This window comes from Pseudoalteromonas sp. SA25 (assembly GCF_011378705.1).
In the GTDB taxonomy this organism is placed as follows: Bacteria; Pseudomonadota; Gammaproteobacteria; order Enterobacterales; family Alteromonadaceae; genus Pseudoalteromonas; species Pseudoalteromonas arctica.
The window spans coordinates 71,659-88,859 of the sequence record NZ_WTKV01000008.1 but is presented as its reverse complement, the minus strand read 5'-3'; the positions used below and the strand labels follow the sequence as shown (position 1 = coordinate 88,859).

Sequence of the window (17,201 nt, the reverse complement as noted above, 5' to 3'; positions counted from 1 at the left end):
AATTAAAAATCTATTAAAGCTTTAAGACCATCCCTTTATTTTTCTATAAATGGTAGATGCACTTACCCCTAAATAAGCAGCAGCAAGAGGAATGTTGTCTTCGCAGCTTTTGATTGCGTTTTCAATAGCCCTTTTTTCAACTTGCCATAATGGTTCTATATCGTGAACCGACATAGGAGATAATTGAACACTCTGATCGTTTGTATTGTGAATTGACTTAGTTGAGCTTGAGTGTTTTACAGCGCCTAGACCAAATGAATTTGGTAGCATATCTCTTTCTATTACATCGCCATCATTAATAACGACTGTATTTTCAATTACATTTTGCAGTTCGCGTATATTACCTGGCCAATCGTAATTACAAAAAAGCGCCTTAACTTCATCAGAAAAGCCAATAAAATGTTTAGCGTTGCTATCGCTTTTTTGTTTTAAAATATACTCAGCGAGCAGTAAAATATCGTTTCCGCGCTCCCTTAAAGGCGGGAGCTTTACGGGGATAACATTTAAACGATAATATAAATCTTCTCTAAAGCGCCCCTCTGCTACCTCTATTATTGGATTTCTGTTGGTTGCACATACCAAGCGGACATCGCTGTGTAATACTTCGCTGCTACCAACCTTGCTAAATATGCCAGTTTGTAAAAAGCGCAATAACTTAGCTTGTAAGTTAAGCTCCATTTCACATAGTTCATCTAGAAATAACGTACCGCCGTTGGCCACTTCAACTGCGCCCTTGCGATCGCTTAAAGCGCCACTAAATGCCCCTTTAACATGCCCAAAAAATTCAGACTCAAATAATTCAGCAGGGATCGCAGCACAGTTTATAGCAATAAACGGCCCTTTATTTCGGGGACTTGCATCATGAAGAGTTTGTGCACAAACTTCTTTACCGGTTCCACTTTCACCTGTAATAAATACGCATGCTTTGCTTCTAGCTGCACTATCTAGCAATCTAAAAACGGTTTTCATTGCGAGAGATTCACCAACAAAATCTTGGCTTTTATCACTGCTTTGAACCAAAGGTTGTACTTTAGTTTGCTCTTTGGGTGTTAACGCGCTTTCTACTGAGCTAATAAGTCGCTGACTTGTGAAGGGTTTTTCTAAAAAGTCGAAGCCACCTAAACGCATAGCTTCCACTGCAATATCAATAGAACTATTTGAGGTGATCATGACTACATTAGCAGGATTTTTTTGTTTATTTACAAATTGTAAAACTTCAAGCCCACTTATATCAGGCAAGCATACATCTTGTACTATCACCGCAGGCATTTTTTCTTTAATACCGACCAAAGCAGAATATCCATCTGCGAAATGCTTACATTCAAAACCTACTTGCTCTAGCTGACTTGCGTACAAAGCACCACTTGCGATGCTATCTTCAACAATATAAACAAGGCCTTTACCCATTATATCTGACACGGCTTTCTCCTAGATAGCTATACTCTTACTCATTATTTGATATGCATCTCGGGTTTTATCCAAGTTATGTTTAATAACAAGCGCTGCGTGCAAATTTTCTTCTGTGGTTGGTGGTGGTGAATCGTGTAACTGTGTTGCCAATGCAGCTAAAGGAGCGGCTCCATATAAAGCAGCCGAGTTTTTCAAAACATGCATTATTTCTCTAATTTTTATAATATCTGCATTACTAATTGCCGTATCTAATTGGTTAGCCATAGTAACTAATTCATCGATAAATAAGTTTACTAATCGAGCTAAAACGCTTATTCCAACATCCTTTTCAAGTTGAATTAAAACATTTAGCTCCGTAATACTTTTATCGATAAACTGCTCTGATATAGGCATAGATAACCTTTGTATAAGTTAAAGCTTCGTACACTAATAAAATGTAAGAATTGTAGTTTAAGAGTAATTTGTTTTTTGCATTTTGCAAATCAAAATGAATATAAACAATTACAGAGCCCAGGTATCAATACTTTTTGTTAATGTTTGCGGCTTATCGAGCAAGTACCCCTGAGCAATATCACAACCAAGTTGTTCTAATATTTGTAATTGCTCATTCTCTTCAATGCCTTCTGCTACAGTTTGTAAGCCCAATCGTTGAGCCATCGCAATAATTGCGCTACATAACGTAAAGTCTTCGTTATTAGTTGCAATACCACTTACAAAACTGCGATCAATTTTTAAACCATCAATATCAAATTGACGAAGTAGACCTAAAGACGCGTACCCAGTGCCAAAATCATCAATCCACACCTTTACGCCTTCTTTATGGAAGTTTTCAAACGCCTTAGCTATTTTATCAGGACTATGAATGAGCGCTGTTTCCGTTAATTCAACTTTAATGGCTTGTGGTGGTATTTGGTGCTTTTCTAGCAAAGCCATTACTTTTGAAAACACATCACCATCTAAAATTTGTACCGGTGAAATATTTAAAGAAACAGCAATATCTGTCATACCAAAATGTCGCATCTGTTTTAAATCAGACAAACATTGCTCAAAAATCCAGTCACCTAATTCTAAAATCATTCCCGATTGCTCTACATGAGGGATAAACTCATCAGGGCCTACAATACCAAAGCGGGGTGATTGGCACCTTACTAGCGATTCAAAGCCGACCAACTTTCCCGTTCCTAATGATACAAGCGGTTGATAAACCATTTTAAAATAATTATTTTGCATTGCATCCGACATGATTCTCTCTAACTCATGCCATCTTGCGAGATTGACTGGGCTTTCTGCTTCTAGGTACTTAAATGCATTCATGTTTTGCTCCGATTTTCACTCTTAGTGACTTATGTAATCAAGAGCAAGTTACAGACCATTTAGAAAGTGAATAAAACAAAAATAAAAACAGCAAATTCAAAAGGTTAAGTTTAGTTATTTGAGTATTTAAATTTTTCTATTTTATTTGCATTTTGCAATTCAATTTGCAATGCACCTAAATTAATAAATAAGAGCTTACTCAAGCCCAAACAGCACAGAGAAACCGGTTAGTAATTGTTGGCTAAAAGTAAGGATTAGTAATTGAAGATGAGTATAAAGAAAGGCTGGATAAAACTAATTTAGTTACGCACAGCTTGAATTAAAAAACGTACACGTAATTTTAAAGCTAGGGAGAAAAAGTTAAAACGGTGATAGGAAACATAAAAAAACGCAGGCAACAATAAATAGTTACCTGCGCAAAAGTCTCTAGTTTGAAAGAGTGTCGTTATTTTCGTTTTTAGGGGCTGTTACATGTTGTGCATAGTTAGTATTTTGCGAGTCAAACGTATTACTCATCGACTGTGCATTTTCAACATCAACTTGTGTAAAAGTAATCGGCTGTATGTCCGTTAACGGCTCTACAGAATCGCTACCGCGCAGAACTGTAATACCTATTACTAAGGTAGCTACAAGCAAAATAGACAAAACCATGATTTCAGGTGTAAGTACCCAATTATTACTTTTAGGTTGTTGTTTGGCTTTTGTATTTGTTTGCATATTGCACCTCTTAAAAATTTAACTAAAATGTCTTGATTTGATATTTGATATTTGATATTTGATATTTGATATTTGATATGTTGCGAAAGCCGTGCCAACTAAACAAAAACAAACGAAAGATAAAATAAACAACAAAATCAAAGTATTAAAAAAAATAAAAATGTAATTTAGAATCCAAAAATAATTCGTAACGTTGTATTTTTATTTTGAATTGCAATTTGCGAATCAAATTGAAAAACTATAATAAAAACACTCATTAAATACTAAAAAATAAATTTAACTTACTCCTAAAATACTAGGTTAATTTCTTCGTTTATCAAGTTTTATGCAACACAAACCCACTTTTTATATTGCTCTTCAATTGCTCAACCCAGCTTTTCCCACACTTGCACTAAACGAGTAAGCTTTAAATGCTTAGATTCAATAGCCTGCTTTGGTGCATATTTATCAAGCAATAAATAAAGTGTTTCACTTACAATTGGTTTAGCTAAATAATCATTCATCCCCGCTTCAATAAATCGCTCTTTATCACCATGAATTGCATTTGCTGTGAGCGCTATTATAGGAGTGGCTATACCTAACTTTCTGATTGCTTTAGTTGCAGAGATCCCATCTAGTATTGGCATTTGGATATCCATAAAAATAATATCAATTTTATTGTTTTTAGCCTTCGTTATTGCCTCTTGCCCATCGCTAGCAATATATACCCGACAACCTTTTTGCTCTAAAAACTGTCTTATTACTATTTGATTATTAGTATTATCTTCAGCAACCAATACATTGGTCCCATTCAACTGAGTTAACCCTGAAGAGCTTTCTAAGGCTTCTTTTTGTTCACGATTAGTAAATATAATATCTAAATGAAATAACTGCTCTTCCAATAAACTAATTGCTCGCGGTACATGCGATACTTTAAAAGGGCCATTTAACCTAAGCTCTCTGTCGTTAAGATTTTGCGGTAATAAGCTTTCACCTAGTAAGTCTAAGATAAGTAAACATGGTGAATTAAGGGAGTTATATGTATTTATACACTCGCGTGTTTGGGCTAGCATTGGAGGATCAGTTAATACAATTGCATCAGGAAAACTATCATACTCAGGGATATCTGGACATATTTCATAGTGCTCAAAAGCGATAGAAAACCGAGTGAGTGTGTGCTCCAACGCGGTTTTTAAAATTTGATTATGTCCTACAATCCATACTCTTGGCTTTTTACTTCGTGCTGCAAACCCCTCTCGCAATATTGAGTCGGTTGTGTCTATTTTTAACGGGTAATTAACGATAAACTCACTCCCTTTATTGAGCTCAGAGTTAACCGAAATATCTCCCCCTACTACATCACAAATTTGCTTACATATCGCAAGGCCTAAGCCACTACCACCATGTTTTCGGGTAATTGAATTATCTGATTGAATAAAAGGCATAAACATACTTTCTATTTTATTTTTTGCGATTCCCATTCCAGTGTCTTTTACAGATATATAAAGGTTTAAATTATTACCTTCAATATGAGTGCACTTAACAGTAACCGTTATTACACCATGCTGAGTAAACTTAATCGCATTGGCTAATAAATTTATGACTATTTGCCTTATACGTACATGATCACCAATTACTTGAGCTGGTACATCAGGATAAAAATCAAAAACAACCTCAAGCCCTTTTTGCAAAGCACTTTGGGTAATAATATCTATTGCTTCTTCAATACACGTATCAATACTAAATGGCTGATTATCGAGTGTTATAGCTTGTGCTTCAAAACGCGAATACGTTAATACATCGTCCAATACACTCAGTAATGCATCAGAGCTTGTTTTAATCATTTGCGTGTAACGCATTTGCTCAGAAGTTAAACCGGTATGATGCAAAATATCTGCAGAGCCAATAACGGCATTTAATGGCGTGCGAATTTCATGGCTAATATTTGCCATAAATCGGCTTTTAGACTCAGCTAATGTTTCTGCCTGATGTTTAGCTTCAAGCAATATTTGCTCGCTTTCAATACGTTCTTGTATATCAACAAGTGTTGCGGCAATAGATAACAAATCGCTTTCGTAGCCACCCACAATGGGAGTAAGTGTCATTTCAACCCAATTATTTATGCCTTGTGCATTAATCAAACGTATATCAAAGCGACGTATATCACGCTTACCTTGTTTATAATCAAGCAAAGTGCTACTAATTTTTTCTACATCTTCTTTTGCTATAAACTTAATTATAGGTAAGCCAAGACTCTCATCTACACTGCTGTGTAAGACGCGTTGCCATGCTTGATTTATAAATAATAAATTGCCAAATGTATCAAGGCGTAAAACAATATCAGGAATATTATCGACGACAGAGTGGTAGTTATATTCTATCTCTGCCATTGCTTGTTCAGCTTTAACTCGCTGCGTAATATTAGTTTCTATAGCGATAAAATGCTTTACTTTACCTTCATCATCTCGCACTGGATTTGCATCAATAGCAACCCAATAAACGTTACCATTCTTATCATAATTTGTGGTTTCAACTTGAAAAGGAAGCCCATTTTTTACAGCGTGAGACATAACCTTACGACTTTTTTCACATGTTTTTGGCCCTTGCAGTAATTGACCTGGGCTAGTGCCTATAACCTCATCACAGGTGTAACCTGTAAGTACTTCAAAACTATTGTTAACCCACTCAATTACGCCAAATTTATCTGTAATTATTACTAAGTTATTTGTATGGCTTGCAACAAGCGATAAGCGTTTTACATATTTTTGTTGTTGTGTGAGCAATAATTGAGAATCTTTATGACGTTGAATGTCATAGAACGAGCCTATAAAGCCGCTTTTTTCATCATAAACTAACCTTAACTCAAACCAGTTCATGAGCCCGATGCTGCTTTTAATTTGTATTTCTACACTGGGAGCCTGCTTCCCTTCTAGTAAACAACAGCTGTATGCGACAAAATGCATAATATCATCGCAATTCATTAACTTAGTAATATTGGAGCCAATTAATGAATCGGTTGAGTAACCTAACTTCTTCTCCCAAGCTTCATTAATATAAGTAAAATTTAAATGTTTATCACACTCAAAAATACACTCATCTAAAATAGCTAATAGCTTTGCTTGACGTCGATTACTATTGGAAAGTTTTTCAACTAGTGCATATTGGATTTGAACTTGTAGCTCATCATTATTATTCATGATCTCTCCAATACTTTATAAAAGTATTACTCTGACAAACTCGTACATAAAGAAGGGAAACCTTTTCACGGTAGAATGCTTGTTCAAAAGGAGTGCGTCTCGGTGTGCAGTCACTTAAAATAGTGGCATTAGAACCAAGTGCAACAGCAGTGCGCACAGTTGAATCAATACAGATAGAAGACACAGTACCCGCTAAAATTATATTAGTGGTCCCATGTTTTTTGATGTTTTCGGCTAAACCTATATGTGTAAAAGCATTTAAACTTCTTTTCCCAAATACCACCTCTATAATATTACTAAAAAGGTCTATCTGCTTAATGGTTTGAACACCGTACGAACCCGCTTTAAATGCCCCCACCGCAATGACTTTTAATATACCAATCGGATTTTTAAGCTCGCTATAGTTTTGCGTAAAGTGAATGGGTGTATTAATAACTAAAGCAAATTGCTCTGCGCAGAAGGTCAATAAATAGAGTGTATTTTTCCCCACGCCAGTAATTCTTGATGACTCTTCAACCCCGTCATACAAAATGCCTTTTGGCAAAAAGTAATTGTTTTGAAAACCAATTAAAATAGGTGCTGTCTTAGAGAAATCATCCATAACTCTCTCCTTATTAATCAATTTAAGAGGCTAACTGCCAAGGTTTAATAAATTTCTCAAGTACCGCTTTTGTCACTGGCTTCTGTAAATAGTGAGTAATTCCTTTATCAAACAACTCAGCTATTTGCTCATCGCCTGTTAACCCCGTTAAAATAACTTTAGGAGTATTGTTATTAGGTGTATTTTGCCTAACTAATTGCTGCGCCACATCGCTACCAAACATTCCTGGCATACGCTCATCTAAAAGTAGCAAGTCAAATGGTTCATTTTGAGCAAGTGTTAATGCACTGGCACCATTTTCTGCACACGTTACTAAGCAGCCCAGCATTTCAAGCATTACTTTTGTAGCAATTTGGCTCGGTAAGCTGTCGTCTGCTACTAATACCGATAAACGTGTTTGTGTGTGAAATGTTGTTAAAATAGTAATTAAGTCGGTATCAAAAAATGGCCAGCCTAATATTTTTTTAGATAGTTTATGAGCTTGGCTCAGCTCGTAAATGTCGTTAATAGAGCACAACTTTATGTGTGTATTTAAGCTGTCACTATTTAATTTATCAATTAATGCGTTACCACTAAGATGGCGTAAATCCTCTAGCTGTGCAGACTCTCTAAGCGTGCTATTAAATAATTTAAAATTTAAACCAAAACGATCGTGAGTATTAGCTGACATTTTCAAACAGCTTTTGAGTAACGCTTCGCAATCAGTTAAAACGTCTACATTTTGTCTAACATCAAGCGCTAAACTAACAGACTCTTTAGTTGCTAAGAGCCCGTGAAAATCCAACGTGTTTACTTGTTCAGAATCATCAATCTGATAGTGAATACTAACTCCCTGAATATTTGCTTCGAGCGTCAATAAAAAGCACTGTTTTACTGCTGCTAGCGCCGGAGTAAGAAACGCCTCGCATTGTGCAATCATTTGCTCTGGCGGAATTTGCAAACAGACGTAGTTACATTGCAACTTATTAATTAAGGTAATAGAGAATTTTTGACTTTGGGTTTCACAATATTTACCTATTACTCCTTGGATAATTTCTAAAACGTGACTATTAATATTCATAAAGCATTCTCGTTAACCCAATGTATAGCTCTACACCATCAAGTTATGTGCCATAAATTAATTCTTGTAAACACACTTGCATTCATAGACTTAAGTATTAGACAAACAGGGCTCTGGTTTTTCATTCGCATTTTGCAAATCATATTGCTATGCATAATATGATTTATGCTTTTATTAGAATGGTGCAATCGATTTTTTTCTCTTTAAATAATTTTCCATTCATTTAAACTGATATTAATCAAATTGAGGAGAAAGCTATGTTAACCGTAATTTTTGGCCGTGAAGGCTGTCCATTTTGTGTTCGTGCAAAAGATGTTGCTGAGCAATTATCAAATGAACGTGATGACTTTAAATTTCGTTACATCGACATAATTAAAGAAGGCATTAGTAAAGCCGACCTTGAAAAGTCAGCGGGTAAGCCTTGCCCTACTGTTCCACAAATTTTTGTAGACCAAAATCACATTGGTGGATTTACAGAATTTGAAGCTTATGCAAAAGAAAACCTAGGCTTGTATAAATAAGCTTTGTATTAAATATGTTAACCAGTTTAATAAACCCTACATTGAGCTGGTTAAATTTCGACCAACATCAAACACATACAAATTAGTTTCAATTTATACAAGCATTTGCCTCGCGAATCCTATATAATGCGCGCCTCTTTAAATTCGTTGAGGCGTATTAATGTCAGAACCAGTCACGTTTGAATCTCTAAATCTTTCTCCTGCAATTTTGAAGGCAGTTGAAGAGTTGGGTTACAAGACACCATCTGAAATCCAAGCTCAATGTATACCGTTATTGCTAGAAAGAAAGGACGTACTGGGACTAGCTCAAACGGGTACAGGTAAAACCGCAGCATTTGCACTGCCATTACTAAATAATATTGACCCGTCTGTGAAACAGCCACAGATCCTTGTACTCACACCAACACGTGAGCTTGCGATCCAAGTTGCTGAGGCATTCGAACAATATGCTAAACATGTTCGTGGTATTGAAGTATTGGCACTATATGGTGGCCAAAGCTACAGTATCCAATTAAGCGCACTTCGTCGTGGCGCTCAGGTTATTGTTGCAACTCCAGGTCGTTTAATCGATCACATTAACCGTGGCACTATCAAGTTTGATGCTCTACAAGCACTTGTACTTGATGAAGCCGATGAAATGTTACGTATGGGCTTTATCGATGATGTAGAAAGCATCATGGAAAAAACACCGCGCGAAAAGCAAACATGTCTTTTCTCTGCGACTATGCCTAAGCAAATTCAAAACATCAGCAGCAAGTATATGAACAATCCTGAACAGGTTCATATTTCTGCGCGTAACTCTACAGTATCATCTGTTGAGCAAGTGTTTTGGAATGCAAGCGTACATAAAAATAAAGCTATTGTTCGCTTCTTAGAAGCTGAACAGTATGAAGGTGCTATTGTTTTCGTACGTACGCGTAACGATACAGTACAACTTGCTGAGTTATTAGAGCGCGAAGGTTTCTCTGCTGCTCCACTTAATGGTGATATGAACCAGCAAGCACGTGAACGCACTGTAGAACGCTTAAAAAGCGGCATGCTAAATGTTGTTATTGCAACAGACGTTGCTGCTCGTGGTCTAGATGTTGACCGCTTAAGCTTAGTTATCAACTACGATATACCACAAGATTCTGAAGCCTACGTTCACCGTATCGGCCGTACAGGTCGTGCTGGTCGTACTGGTAAAGCAATTTTATTCGTAAAACATAACGAACGTTATTTACTTAAAAATATCATTCGTCATACGAAGTCTGAAATTGCACAAGTTGAATTACCAACTGCAAAAATCGTTGAAGAAAAACGTATTGAAGCGTTACAAGCAAAATTAACTATTGCGCTTGAAAACAAAGATATTACATTCTTTAACGAGATAGCTACTAACATGGCTGAAAAACTTGAACTTCCTCTTGAAAGCTTAGCGGGTGCGTTACTGTGTTTAGCACAGCAACAGTCTCCAATTAAAGTTGAAGAAGTTAAGATTCAACCTCGTGAACGTAACGAGCGTAACGATCGCAACCCACGTAGTAACGACCGCAATGATCGCGGTGGTGACCGTGGACGTCGTAACGAACGTGGTGGTGAACGCGCTGAGCGTAAACCTCGCGAACGTAACAGCCGTGATGCAGGCCCTATGGATACTTACCGTATCGAAGTAGGTCGTGAACACGGTGTTCAGGTTAAGAACATTGTTGGCGCTATCGCTAACGAAGCTGACATCTCAAGCAAGTTTATTGGTGATATTCGTTTACACGACAATCACAGTACGGTTCAATTACCGCAAAACATGCCTAAAGATGTACTTGATCATTTCCAAAAAGTGTTTATTTGTAAACGTCCTATGGGCTTAACAATTACACAAGATCAAGGCCCTGCTGAGCCACGTGCAGAACGCTCTGAGCGTCCAGCTGGTGACAAAAAGCGCACTTTTAGTAAAGATAAAGACGATAGCCAACGCGGTGATAAGCGTACTGGCCCTCGTAAAGAACGTCGCCCAGTAAGCTTCACAGCTAAATAAGCAACGACTCTTTAATAAAAAACCTTGCCACGAAAGTGACAAGGTTTTTTTGTTTTTAAGCTGCTGCCACAGTGAATACAAAGTAAACCTTCGCGTCAATTCAATAGCAGCTTGAGATAGTTTTTTTAGCCTGAGTTCGGGTTACTTAATTCCTAAAAATATATTCCTCTGATTTTTAAAATAACAAAAATTCTGTAAACTAAACAAAGGCTATAGTTCACGGATGAATTAAAAATTGAAAAAGATTTACGACAACTTGCTCTTTGTAGCAATAATACTCTCCATTTTATTATGCATCACTATTCCTATTTTAATGGACTTTACAGATCCACCATTCATCTCAAATGAGCTATACGACGTTGTTTTCTTTATAGCCGTCCCTATTATCTGTTGCGCACTATTTATCTATTTAAATATACTTATATTCAATAAATACAAACGCTGCAGTAAATATAGAGAATCACTTAAATACAATTTTTCAGATACAAAAATGAAATTGGCATCCATTTTCATGTACCCATTATCCCCTTTATTAATCTATGGAATACTCTATATTTTTATCTCTGATCCCATTAAATTATGGGCTTACTACACGCAAGGCGACTATTGGTATAAGGAATATATACTGACCGATGTACAAAAGTGTGGCACCGAGTATGAAGATAGTTGTACTCATTTATACTTCAAAGACCCTAAAACGAATAAAATTTATGATTTTAGGTGGTACGACGCTAAGTCTACAATAATGAACAACAAAAACGATTATGTGTATATTGTTGGTGAGGCCAACTTATTTGGCTATATAGTGAGAGATTTAGAAAAGTAACTTAGACTTACTTTTACATTACAGGACTTTTATTTAAAAACCTCACTCAAGTGAGTGAGGTTCATAAATCAAGGTTTAGGTTAAGGCAAAGCTGGGTAAACGTAGCTAGCATCAAGCCCTAGTGGAATACCAAGTGCCCAGTAACCTAATAAAAAGATACTCCAGCCAATCATAAAGGCGATTGAGTACGGTAGCATAATAGCAATTAAAGTACCTATACCTGTGCCTTTCACATACTTTTGACAGTACACCACCACTAATGGGAAATAAGGCATTAACGGTGTAATAATATTAGAACTTGAGTCACCTACACGATAAGCGGCTTGAGTTAAGTCTGGCGAAATGCCAAGTTGCATTAACATCGGTACAAAAATAGGGCCAAGTAACGCCCATTTTGCTGAACTTGAACCTACAAACAAGTTAACAAAGCCAGTTAAAAAGATAATGCCCACAACCGTTACTGCACTTGGCAATTCCATTGCCTTTAATAACTGCGCACCTTCGATTGCGAGTAATGCACCTAAATTTGATTTACTAAATGCAGCAATAAATAGCGAACAGAAAAATGCCATGACGATATAATATGCCATGCCGCTCATCGCTTTACTCATTGCATCAATCATATCTTTTGAAGTTTTAAAGGTACCTACCGTAAAACCATATACTGTGCCAGGTAGCCAAAAAAGTAAAAATATTAGTGGTACAATTGATTGCATTAAAGGAGAGCTAAAATTAGTAAGGGATCCGTCACTACTGCGCATTGCAGAATCGTCTGGAGCAGAGACAAATGCTAATAACGCAAGTCCTGCAATCATCACGGTACTAGCTATATAAAAGGCACGTTTTTCATCACTACGTGCATCTTCAAATACAGGTAAGTCCTCTTTAGCACCATCAACTGCTGTTTTTTGTAAACGTGGTTCAATAATTTTATCGGTAATGTACCAGCCTAATGCCACAATAAATAAGCTAGATGCTGAAGCAAATGCCCAGTTATTTAACGGGTTAATTGTTATTGCAGGATTAATTATTTGCGCCGCACTTTGGGTAAAGCTTTGTAGCAATGGATCAATCCCTGATGGAATAAAGTTAGCCCCAAAACCACCACTGACTCCTGCAAATGCAGCTGCAATACCCGCAAGCGGATGGCGTCCTGCAGCATAAAATATAACACCGGCAAGTGGAATAACTAATACATAACCTGCGTCAGTAGCGGTATGGCTCACAATGGCTACTAAAATGATTGAAGGCGTTAATAGCTTTTTAGGAGTAACTTTAAGCATTAACTTAAGACCGGTATTAATGAAGCCCGAATGCTCTGCAACACCGACACCTAACATAGCTACTAAAACGACACCTAAGGGAGCGAAGCCGGTAAAGGTTTTTACCATAGAGGATAAAAAGGTAGCGAGCGAATCACTTGCCAGCATATTATTAATAATAATCGCTTCGCCAGTTCGTGGGTCTATTGCATCAAAACTCACGCCTGAAAACCACCACGACAAAAACCAAATTAATAACATTGCGAACAGAAATATTACGGCTGGATCTGGAAGCTTATTGCCAACCCGTTCAACAAAATTTAAAAAACGCGCAACAACCCCTGAAGGTAAAGCGTCTTGATTATTATTCATTTTTATTGTTCCTAAATTTATTTTTAGTAACAATATCGCATAAAAACAAAACAGTAAATTAACATAAAAATTAGCTTTAAAAGTTTTGGACACAAAAAAACACGATAGTGATAAACAAATCGTGTTTTTTGTATCACTTACTTTTAAGCGAGGGCTTTAACTTCTTCCCACAAGCGTGCAACTAATGTCTTATCTTCTTCGTTAAGCTCACCATTACGATACGCTTTAACTAAGCTCTGCTCTACAGTTTCGTTTAGCTCATCTATACTGATTGTCAGCTTTTCTACTTCGGCATAACCAACTGCAAGATCAAAATGACCTCGTAAATAGCCGCCTGCAAATAACTCATCGTCAGTTGCTTTTATTACTAAATCATCGAAGTACTGCTGGGCTGCATCGATATAGTTCACTAAACTCATTTATTAATCTCCTGGTTTTGTAAAGCACCTGTATTTTCAAGGTTTTGGTGCCCTACTGCATACATAATATGGTCGTTAAATCCGGTGGTTACTTTAATATAACCCGTTAATTCATCATCTAATTCGCCATCGCCTGTATCACAAATAAGGGGGCGACCATTAAGCGCTTGTAGTTTTGTTTTAGTTGCTACTACAATAATATTTTCTTTGCCAATTGCGCGTATAAGCGCAGGGCTCAATTGCTGGTTACCACGGCCAAATATATGCCCTTGCCCGCCAATGAGCGTAATGACTAACTTAGTACTTTGATCATGTGTAAGCTCAAGTAATTGCTTCGCCGTTAAATCTTGAGCAACTAAGGTTTGATCTTTTATTAAATCAACGCCAAGCAACGTATTCTCAAGTCCCATTTCTTCCATTATGGCCTCAACGGTTGAGCCGCTACCCATTATATAAAATGTGTCTTCATCCATTTGCGATACAACATGCGCAGCAATGTCGGCAAGTACGAGTTCGTCGGTTTCTTTGCCGCCATTTTTAACCGCTTGCATATAGCGTACTTCGCTAGGTGTTTGCATTTCGCCGTAGCGCTTTGCTTTTACTGTGCCTTGTCTAAAGGCATCTTCATCTATATCCATTACATCTGCATCAGCTAAGGTAACTAACTCACCTTTAACCAGCATTTCGACTACGCGCCCTGCTGCTTTGGGTGTAATGGCGTATACACCAGAATGAATTTTACAGCCTGCAGGAATACCAAGTACGGGAATGGTATCTTCGATTGCATGGCAAATATTACGCGCTGTACCATCGCCTCCAGCAAATAAAACTAAATCAACACCAAAGTCTTTAAGTACTTTTGCTGCTTGTTCTGTGTCATCTGGGGTTGTTATAGCAGCAGTGTTGTATATAACCTCTACATTAAAGCCCAAGGCTTTTGCTGTTTGCTCACCCATGTCACCGTTAACGGTGTAAATGGTTAAGCGTTCTTTATAAGGCAATAGCACTTCAAGCGCTGCTTTTGTTCGGCTATTTGCTTTGGGTTCTGCACCTAATTCGATTGCTTTAGCGGCTGTGTGTGCGCCATCACTACCTTTTAAGGCAACTGTTCCGCCTAAACCTGCTACTGGGTTTACAATTAAACCTAATTTAAACGCCATTACAAAGCTCCTTCGGATGTTGCCAATTAAATTGCTGCGCTGTTAATGGCCACTGTGTATTATAAAAATCAGAGAGTGCTTTTAAAAGTGACTCTGTACGAGAGTTAAAGCCATTTTCGATTAACGATAATACACGTGCATGTACTCGCTGCTGAAAATCAAACCGACATGTTTGCTCGCCGTTTAAGTTATCCACCGACACATTAAAATTAAACCCTGCTGCGGTGCTTAATAACCACTCTATAGCTTGAGGCTTTACTTCTACGTTTTCAAACTCAGCTTGTTTTTGTTTGTCGCGCCCATCAGGACAATACCAATAGCCGTAATCTTCTAATAAACGACGTTCATCGCCTGCAACCAACCAGTGTGCAACCTCATGTAATGCACTCGCGTAAAAACCATGCGCAAATACAACTTGGTGATATGGCACGTGCTCTGTTGCTGGTAAATACACAGGTTCAAAATCGCCTTTTATCAGACATGTATTATGACTTTGATAAAAAGTGCGTTCAAAAATTGAAATTAGATCAGCTATTTGATGCATAAAATTAGGCTAATTTTTCTCGGTTGCAGCGCTATTTTGCGCAGTAAAAACGAGACGAATTGTACGGGCTTTTACAACTAAAGTAAAAATAAGGCGTGATAGTAAAATATAAGCGGACTAATCTTTCACTTTATTGATATTTTTAATAATACCTAAACAGTAAAGAGTATTACCAAGTTCTTTACGCTGTGTTTTTTCACCTGAGGTTTTATTGGCTAAGCTAGTTAACATATCGTACCGTTTACGTAGAGTTAGTATATATCTGGCATGTCTACGGCATTCAAAGCAATGAGTACAGTGTGAATCGACCCAAAATCTTAATGTTTCAAACCAATATTGCTGCTCTTGAGCAAAAAAAATAAATGCCTTAGAGCAAGTCCCGCACTTCTCTTCAATATCAACATAAAGTGCCCGAGGATAAATGGCATAGTTTTGCTTTTTTATATCAGCCAATATTACCGTATTAGGGAAGTATTTAAGGCTCGAGTAACGCCAGTGCGCATTCTCTATCGCCTCTATTGTCACTGGGGTATTGGTAGTTATTGGTGTATTGCCATACCTTGGGTGATTTAGATACATGAGCTGCCTAGTTTAAACTTATGATTTTAAGGTATAAAACATGCCATATAAGAAAACAATAATTATACAGGCGTTCCTGCTTCATCACACTCTACAATATCGGTCTCGGTTAATGCCTGAGTGATCCATGCTTGCAATACTGGGCAGCGCATAACAAAGTCACAATATTGCTGTGCCTCTGGCGATAACGTAATTTGATAGGTTTTTAAGCGCAGTACAACAGGCACATACATGGCATCAGCAATACTAAAGTCACCAAAAAACCACTCATTTGGAAACACATCTTGTTGCTGTGCAAATATTTCGTCTATACGGGCTATGTCTTTTAGTGCTTCGCTCGATAGGTCTACTTTACGGGTTGCTCTTATATTCATTGGCATTTCACTGCGCAGTGCCACAAAGCCTGAATGCATTTCAGCGCTTAGTGCACGCGCTTTAGCTCTTTGGGTAATATATTTTGGCCATGCAGCGCCTGATAAGTAAGCATCGTTAATATATTCACAAATTGCTAGCGAATCCCATACCTGTAAATCGCCATCAATTAACGCTGGGACTTTTTGCAAAGCAAAGGTCTTTTTTAGTTCATTGTAAAAGTCGGGGGTGTCGAGTACTAGCTGGGTTTCACTAAACTCAACATCAAATTTACTCATTAAATACCATGCGCGTAATGACCAGCTAGAGTAGTTTTTATTACCGATAAATAATTGCATATTGTAAATACCAAAGTGAATAGACGCTCCTACCATACTAGGTGATTTAACAACCAACAACATTTTGTTTAAAGTCTCTTTGCTAACTGTTACTTAAAGCTATTAATTACTCACTCAACTGCTTGTTTAAATGCTTTTTTAATAGTTGTGTATTACGCGTGTTAGCTTTAAAAAAGGCATCAAAAATATCACCAAAAAATGGCACTAAACCGCCCACAAAGTCTATGATCATATTGATAATCATCTTAGTCTTTATACGTTTACTCACACCTAAACGCTGGGCTTCTATCAGCACATAACTTGATAAAATTAGCCCTGCGGCATCACCTATAACGGGAATTAAACCAATCACAGCCTCCAAACCTATATTAAATTTAGTAAAAGGAATGCCAATGCTGCTATCAGTTAACTTACTGAATCGCTCTAAGCGGGCTATTGCAGCTTGGGCTTTCATTTGTGAGTGTTCATTAATATTATCGTTCATGATTACTACCCTCCTTCTTGCAGTATATAGGG

17 protein-coding genes are annotated in these 17,201 nt (G+C 37.3%); 3 read left to right on the top strand and 14 right to left on the bottom strand.

The annotated features are described in order from the left end of the window. Positions 1–21: 21 nt before the first annotated feature. The 7 genes from GQR45_RS08570 to GQR45_RS08540 form a co-directional block, all read right to left on the bottom strand. Positions 22–1,419, bottom strand: coding sequence for a sigma-54 dependent transcriptional regulator (locus tag GQR45_RS08570; RefSeq protein ID WP_345889735.1), 1,398 nt, complete (start codon positions 1,417–1,419; stop codon positions 22–24). 9 nt (positions 1,420–1,428) lie between these two features. Continuing rightward, a complete protein-coding gene (locus GQR45_RS08565; RefSeq protein ID WP_024591627.1) occupies positions 1,429–1,803 on the bottom strand; it encodes an Hpt domain-containing protein in 375 nt (124 codons plus the stop codon). 108 nt (positions 1,804–1,911) lie between these two features. Further along, on the bottom strand, positions 1,912–2,724 hold the full coding sequence (locus tag GQR45_RS08560; RefSeq protein ID WP_139016253.1) for an EAL domain-containing protein: 813 nt from the start codon (positions 2,722–2,724) through the stop codon (positions 1,912–1,914). A 426-nt stretch (positions 2,725–3,150) separates the two neighbouring features. After that, entirely contained in the window at positions 3,151–3,441 is a 291-nt protein-coding gene (locus tag GQR45_RS08555; RefSeq protein WP_165725684.1) for a hypothetical protein, read from the bottom strand. Between the two features lie 365 nt (positions 3,442–3,806). Beyond that, entirely contained in the window at positions 3,807–6,617 is a 2,811-nt protein-coding gene (locus tag GQR45_RS08550; protein WP_165725683.1) for a PAS domain-containing hybrid sensor histidine kinase/response regulator, read from the bottom strand. Further along, the gene (locus GQR45_RS08545) at positions 6,610–7,218 is read right to left on the bottom strand and encodes an isochorismatase family cysteine hydrolase (protein ID WP_165725682.1); all 609 of its coding nucleotides are present in this window, start codon (positions 7,216–7,218) and stop codon (positions 6,610–6,612) included. Before GQR45_RS08545 ends, GQR45_RS08550 begins: the two co-directional genes overlap by 8 nt. A 22-nt stretch (positions 7,219–7,240) precedes the next feature. Beyond that, entirely contained in the window at positions 7,241–8,278 is a 1,038-nt protein-coding gene (locus GQR45_RS08540) for a response regulator (RefSeq protein WP_024593897.1), read from the bottom strand. Positions 8,279–8,535: 257 nt separating this feature from the next. Between GQR45_RS08540 and GQR45_RS08535 the strand changes: the two genes are divergently transcribed. The 3 genes from GQR45_RS08535 (at position 8,536) to GQR45_RS21345 (ending at position 11,639) form a co-directional block, all read left to right on the top strand. Beyond that, positions 8,536–8,799 (top strand): GrxA family glutaredoxin, encoded by a 264-nt coding sequence (locus GQR45_RS08535; RefSeq protein ID WP_007585470.1) that lies wholly within the window; start codon positions 8,536–8,538, stop codon positions 8,797–8,799. Between the two features lie 160 nt (positions 8,800–8,959). Then, the gene (locus tag GQR45_RS08530) at positions 8,960–10,813 is read left to right on the top strand and encodes a DEAD/DEAH box helicase (protein WP_165725681.1); all 1,854 of its coding nucleotides are present in this window, start codon (positions 8,960–8,962) and stop codon (positions 10,811–10,813) included. 511 nt (positions 10,814–11,324) lie between these two features. After that, complete coding sequence (locus GQR45_RS21345; protein WP_240920188.1) at positions 11,325–11,639, top strand: hypothetical protein; 315 nt, start codon at positions 11,325–11,327, stop codon at positions 11,637–11,639. Between the two features lie 80 nt (positions 11,640–11,719). On the opposite strand, the gene GQR45_RS08520 is transcribed toward GQR45_RS21345, so the two are convergent. The 7 genes from GQR45_RS08520 to GQR45_RS08490 form a co-directional block, all read right to left on the bottom strand. Then, complete coding sequence (locus tag GQR45_RS08520; protein ID WP_101216627.1) at positions 11,720–13,273, bottom strand: AbgT family transporter; 1,554 nt, start codon at positions 13,271–13,273, stop codon at positions 11,720–11,722. 143 nt (positions 13,274–13,416) lie between these two features. After that, the gene (locus GQR45_RS08515) at positions 13,417–13,692 is read right to left on the bottom strand and encodes a YfcL family protein (RefSeq protein WP_002962183.1); all 276 of its coding nucleotides are present in this window, start codon (positions 13,690–13,692) and stop codon (positions 13,417–13,419) included. Continuing rightward, on the bottom strand, positions 13,689–14,852 hold the full coding sequence (locus GQR45_RS08510; RefSeq protein WP_165725679.1) for an ATP-NAD kinase family protein: 1,164 nt from the start codon (positions 14,850–14,852) through the stop codon (positions 13,689–13,691). Before GQR45_RS08510 ends, GQR45_RS08515 begins: the two co-directional genes overlap by 4 nt. Further along, positions 14,842–15,396, bottom strand: coding sequence for an elongation factor P hydroxylase (locus tag GQR45_RS08505; RefSeq protein WP_010554670.1), 555 nt, complete (start codon positions 15,394–15,396; stop codon positions 14,842–14,844). The genes GQR45_RS08510 and GQR45_RS08505 overlap by 11 nt, the downstream gene beginning before the upstream one ends. Before the next feature lie 117 nt (positions 15,397–15,513). Continuing rightward, complete coding sequence (locus GQR45_RS08500) at positions 15,514–15,975, bottom strand: zinc-ribbon domain containing protein (RefSeq protein ID WP_010554668.1); 462 nt, start codon at positions 15,973–15,975, stop codon at positions 15,514–15,516. A gap of 62 nt (positions 15,976–16,037) precedes the next feature. Then, positions 16,038–16,685, bottom strand: a complete 648-nt coding sequence (locus tag GQR45_RS08495) for a glutathione S-transferase family protein (protein WP_165725678.1) — start codon at positions 16,683–16,685, stop codon at positions 16,038–16,040. Positions 16,686–16,791: 106 nt separating this feature from the next. Beyond that, positions 16,792–17,169 (bottom strand): DUF4112 domain-containing protein, encoded by a 378-nt coding sequence (locus tag GQR45_RS08490; RefSeq protein WP_165725677.1) that lies wholly within the window; start codon positions 17,167–17,169, stop codon positions 16,792–16,794. Between the last annotated feature and the right edge of the window lie 32 nt (positions 17,170–17,201).

Bases quoted from the DNA above. Each gene is read 5' to 3' on its own strand.
- GQR45_RS08540 (WP_024593897.1), bottom strand. From the start codon at position 8,278: ATGAATATTAATAGTCACGTTTTAGAAATTATCCAAGGAGTAATAGGT.
- GQR45_RS08505 (WP_010554670.1), bottom strand. From the start codon at position 15,396: ATGCATCAAATAGCTGATCTAATTTCAATTTTTGAACGCACTTTTTAT.
- GQR45_RS08520 (WP_101216627.1), bottom strand. From the start codon at position 13,273: ATGAATAATAATCAAGACGCTTTACCTTCAGGGGTTGTTGCGCGTTTT.
- GQR45_RS08550 (WP_165725683.1), bottom strand. From the start codon at position 6,617: ATGAATAATAATGATGAGCTACAAGTTCAAATCCAATATGCACTAGTT.
- GQR45_RS08515 (WP_002962183.1), bottom strand. From the start codon at position 13,692: ATGAGTTTAGTGAACTATATCGATGCAGCCCAGCAGTACTTCGATGAT.
- GQR45_RS08510 (WP_165725679.1), bottom strand. From the start codon at position 14,852: ATGGCGTTTAAATTAGGTTTAATTGTAAACCCAGTAGCAGGTTTAGGC.
- GQR45_RS08565 (WP_024591627.1), bottom strand. From the start codon at position 1,803: ATGCCTATATCAGAGCAGTTTATCGATAAAAGTATTACGGAGCTAAAT.
- GQR45_RS08560 (WP_139016253.1), bottom strand. From the start codon at position 2,724: ATGAATGCATTTAAGTACCTAGAAGCAGAAAGCCCAGTCAATCTCGCA.
- GQR45_RS08555 (WP_165725684.1), bottom strand. From the start codon at position 3,441: ATGCAAACAAATACAAAAGCCAAACAACAACCTAAAAGTAATAATTGG.
- GQR45_RS21345 (WP_240920188.1), top strand. From the start codon at position 11,325: ATGTACCCATTATCCCCTTTATTAATCTATGGAATACTCTATATTTTT.
- GQR45_RS08535 (WP_007585470.1), top strand. From the start codon at position 8,536: ATGTTAACCGTAATTTTTGGCCGTGAAGGCTGTCCATTTTGTGTTCGT.
- GQR45_RS08545 (WP_165725682.1), bottom strand. From the start codon at position 7,218: ATGGATGATTTCTCTAAGACAGCACCTATTTTAATTGGTTTTCAAAAC.
- GQR45_RS08495 (WP_165725678.1), bottom strand. From the start codon at position 16,685: ATGCAATTATTTATCGGTAATAAAAACTACTCTAGCTGGTCATTACGC.
- GQR45_RS08530 (WP_165725681.1), top strand. From the start codon at position 8,960: ATGTCAGAACCAGTCACGTTTGAATCTCTAAATCTTTCTCCTGCAATT.
- GQR45_RS08490 (WP_165725677.1), bottom strand. From the start codon at position 17,169: ATGAACGATAATATTAATGAACACTCACAAATGAAAGCCCAAGCTGCA.
- GQR45_RS08500 (WP_010554668.1), bottom strand. From the start codon at position 15,975: ATGTATCTAAATCACCCAAGGTATGGCAATACACCAATAACTACCAAT.